This is a genomic window from Zavarzinia sp. (assembly GCF_049306435.1).
Taxonomy (GTDB): domain Bacteria; phylum Pseudomonadota; class Alphaproteobacteria; order Zavarziniales; family Zavarziniaceae; genus Zavarzinia.
In genome coordinates, this window is the sequence record NZ_JBAQRT010000347.1 from 1 (window position 1) to 2,726 (window position 2,726).

Sequence of the window (2,726 nt, forward strand, 5' to 3'; positions counted from 1 at the left end):
TCAGGCCGCCTACAGCGGCTATACCCAGTGCCCCTGGTGCGGCCATGTCGGCTGGACCGTCGGCCTCGACACCAATTACTACATCGACATCGTCTGCGGTGCCTGCGGCGGTTACTTCCGCGCCTGACGATCAAGACCCGGCCCTGTAATGCACCGCATAACAGGGCCGGGTCGCGGCGCCCTTGCCACGCGGGCGCCGAGGGCACACCCTGCCCCATGACCTCCGATTCCATCGCAGACCGACGCCACTTCATCGCCGAGAACACGGTGGTGATCGCCCCCCCGCATACGCCGGAGCTTCGCCTTCACCTGGCGACCGAGGCGATCGAATTGTGGCACAAGACCGAGGAGGATCTGGGCGCCCTCGGCCTGCCGCCGCCGTTCTGGGCTTTCGCCTGGGCCGGCGGTCAGGCGCTGGCCCGCTATATCCTCGACCGGCCGGAACTGGTCGCGGGACGGCGGGTCTTCGATTTCGCGTCGGGCTCGGGCATCGTCGCCATCGCCGCCGGCATGGCGGGGGCTACCTCGGTAACCGCGAGCGACATCGATGTCTTCGCCCTGGAGGCGATCGCCCTCAACGCCGGCCTGAACGGTGTCACCCTCGAGACAAGCTCCAGCGACGTCATCGGCCGCCTCGATATCGAGGCGGATGTCGTTCTGGCGGGCGATGTCTGTTACGAGCAGCCGATGGCCGGCCGGGTGACGGACTGGCTGGCCGCGCTGGCGGCGGGCGGGCGCCAGGTGCTGATCGGCGATCCCGGGCGCAGCTATCTGCCGCGCGAGCGCCTTGAGTCGCTGGCGGTCTACGAGATCCCTGTCTCCCGCGCCCTCGAAGACGCCGAGGTCAAACGGACCTCGGTCTGGCGCTTTCCCGGCGCCTGAAACGCCGGGCCTTACCCGGCGGAAAGGCGCCCGTGCCGGGAAGCACGGGCGCCAGCCCCGGGGTCAGGCGGCCTGCCAGCCCAGCACGGCCTTGATCTCGAGGAATTCCTCGAGGCCGAATTCGCCCCATTCACGGCCATTGCCCGACTGCTTGAAGCCGCCGAAAGGCGCCGCGAAATCGGGACCGGCGCCATTCAGATGGACATTGCCGGTGCGCAGGCGGGACGCCACCTTGCGCGCGTGCTCGATATCGCCCGACTGGACATAGCCCGACAGGCCATAAACCGTGTCGTTGGCCATGCGGATCGCGTCTTCCTCGGCGTCATAGGGCAGGATGGCGAGGACGGGACCGAAGATTTCCTCGCGCGCGATGGTCATGTTGTTGGTCACGTCGGCGAAGACCGTCGGCCGCACGAAATAACCCTTGTTCAGCCCCTCCGGCAGGCCGGGGCCGCCGGTGACGAGGGTCGCGCCTTCCTCGATGCCCTTGGCGATCAGGCCCTGGATCTTGCGGAAATGCACATCCGAGACGACGGGGCCCATGGTCACGCCCTTGTCGAAGGGATTGCCCACCTTGATCTGCTCGGCCGTCGCCTTGGCGATCTCCACCGCCTCGCCCTGCTTCTCGCGCGGGACGAACATGCGGGTCGGCGCGTTGCACGACTGGCCCGAATTGGTCATGACGCCGCGCACGCCGCCGCTGACCGCCGCCTGAAGGTCCGCGTCGCGCAGGATGATGTTGGCCGACTTGCCGCCCAGCTCCTGATGCACCCGCTTCACCGTGTCGGCCGCCGCCTTGGCGACGAGGACACCCGCCCGGGTCGAGCCGGTGAAGGAGACCATGTCGATGTCGGGATGCGACGACAAGGGCTGCCCGACGCCCGGCCCGTCACCGTTCACGAGGTTGAACACGCCCGCGGGCACGCCCGCTTCATGCAGCACCTCGGCGAAGATCATGGCGTTCACGGGGGCGATCTCGGACGGCTTCAGCACGATGGTGCAGCCGGCCGCGAGGGCGGGCGCCACCTTGCAGACGATCTGGTTGATCGGCCAGTTCCACGGCGTGATGAAACCGCAGACGCCGACCGGCTCCTTCGAAATGGCGGTGGTGCCGCGCACTTCCTCGAATTCGAAATCCTTCAGGACCTCGATCATCTTGGCGAGATGGGCGACTCCGGTCGCCGCCTGGGCCGCCTTGGACAGGAAGACCGGGGCGCCCATCTCGGTCGAGATCGCCTCGACGAAATCGGCATAGCGCGCCTGATAGGCGCCCAGAATCCGCTCGAGAAGGGCGATACGCTCCTCCCGCGTGGTCTGGCTGTAGCCCTCGAAGGCGGCGCGCGCCGCCTTGGCCGCCCGGTCGACATCCGCCGCCGAGCCGAGGGAGATGCGGGCGAAAGCCTCTTCCGTCGCCGGATTGATGACGTCGAGCACACGAGGCTCGACCGGATCGACCCAGGCGCCGTCGATATAGAATTTCAGATAGTCTTTCATGAGCCTCCTCCTCGCCGGTTGCTCCGGCCTTGTCGTGGTCACGGACGTTAGGGCCAATGGCCGCCCTCGTCGAGACCCGCGAGGAGGTGCGGGTCGCATGGCAGCTCCACGCCAATTCGGCGCGAAATCGCTGACAGATTGTCCAACTCGGACTTGACGGCCGGTCCGGGCTGTTTCACTGCAGAAGCACCACTTTCGGCGGGGGTTGATATGTCACGGGCGACGACAACGGTCATCATCGCGCTTTGCGCCAGCGCCGCGCTGGCCAGCTGCGCCAGCCTCGGCGAGCGCCTGTCGAAGCGAAACGCCTTCCCGGACCATTACGCGACCCCGGCGGCGGCCCCCGCCGC

Annotated in this window: 2 protein-coding genes; one reads left to right on the top strand and one right to left on the bottom strand. The window is 67.6% G+C overall.

Features of this window, described 5'->3' with window-relative positions:
- Positions 1–216: 216 nt before the first annotated feature.
- Positions 217–882, top strand: a complete 666-nt coding sequence (locus WAZ62_RS20255; RefSeq protein ID WP_422645349.1) for a class I SAM-dependent methyltransferase — start codon at positions 217–219, stop codon at positions 880–882.
- 63 nt (positions 883–945) lie between these two features.
- Here the strand turns inward: WAZ62_RS20255 and WAZ62_RS20260 are convergent, their stop codons facing one another.
- A complete protein-coding gene (locus WAZ62_RS20260; protein ID WP_422645350.1) occupies positions 946–2,376 on the bottom strand; it encodes an aldehyde dehydrogenase family protein in 1,431 nt (476 codons plus the stop codon).
- Positions 2,377–2,726 lie beyond the last annotated feature (350 nt).

Coding starts and splice junctions, on each gene's coding strand:
- WAZ62_RS20255 (WP_422645349.1), top strand. CDS start 217: ATGACCTCCGATTCCATCGCAGACCGACGCCACTTCATCGCCGAGAAC.
- WAZ62_RS20260 (WP_422645350.1), bottom strand. CDS start 2,376: ATGAAAGACTATCTGAAATTCTATATCGACGGCGCCTGGGTCGATCCG.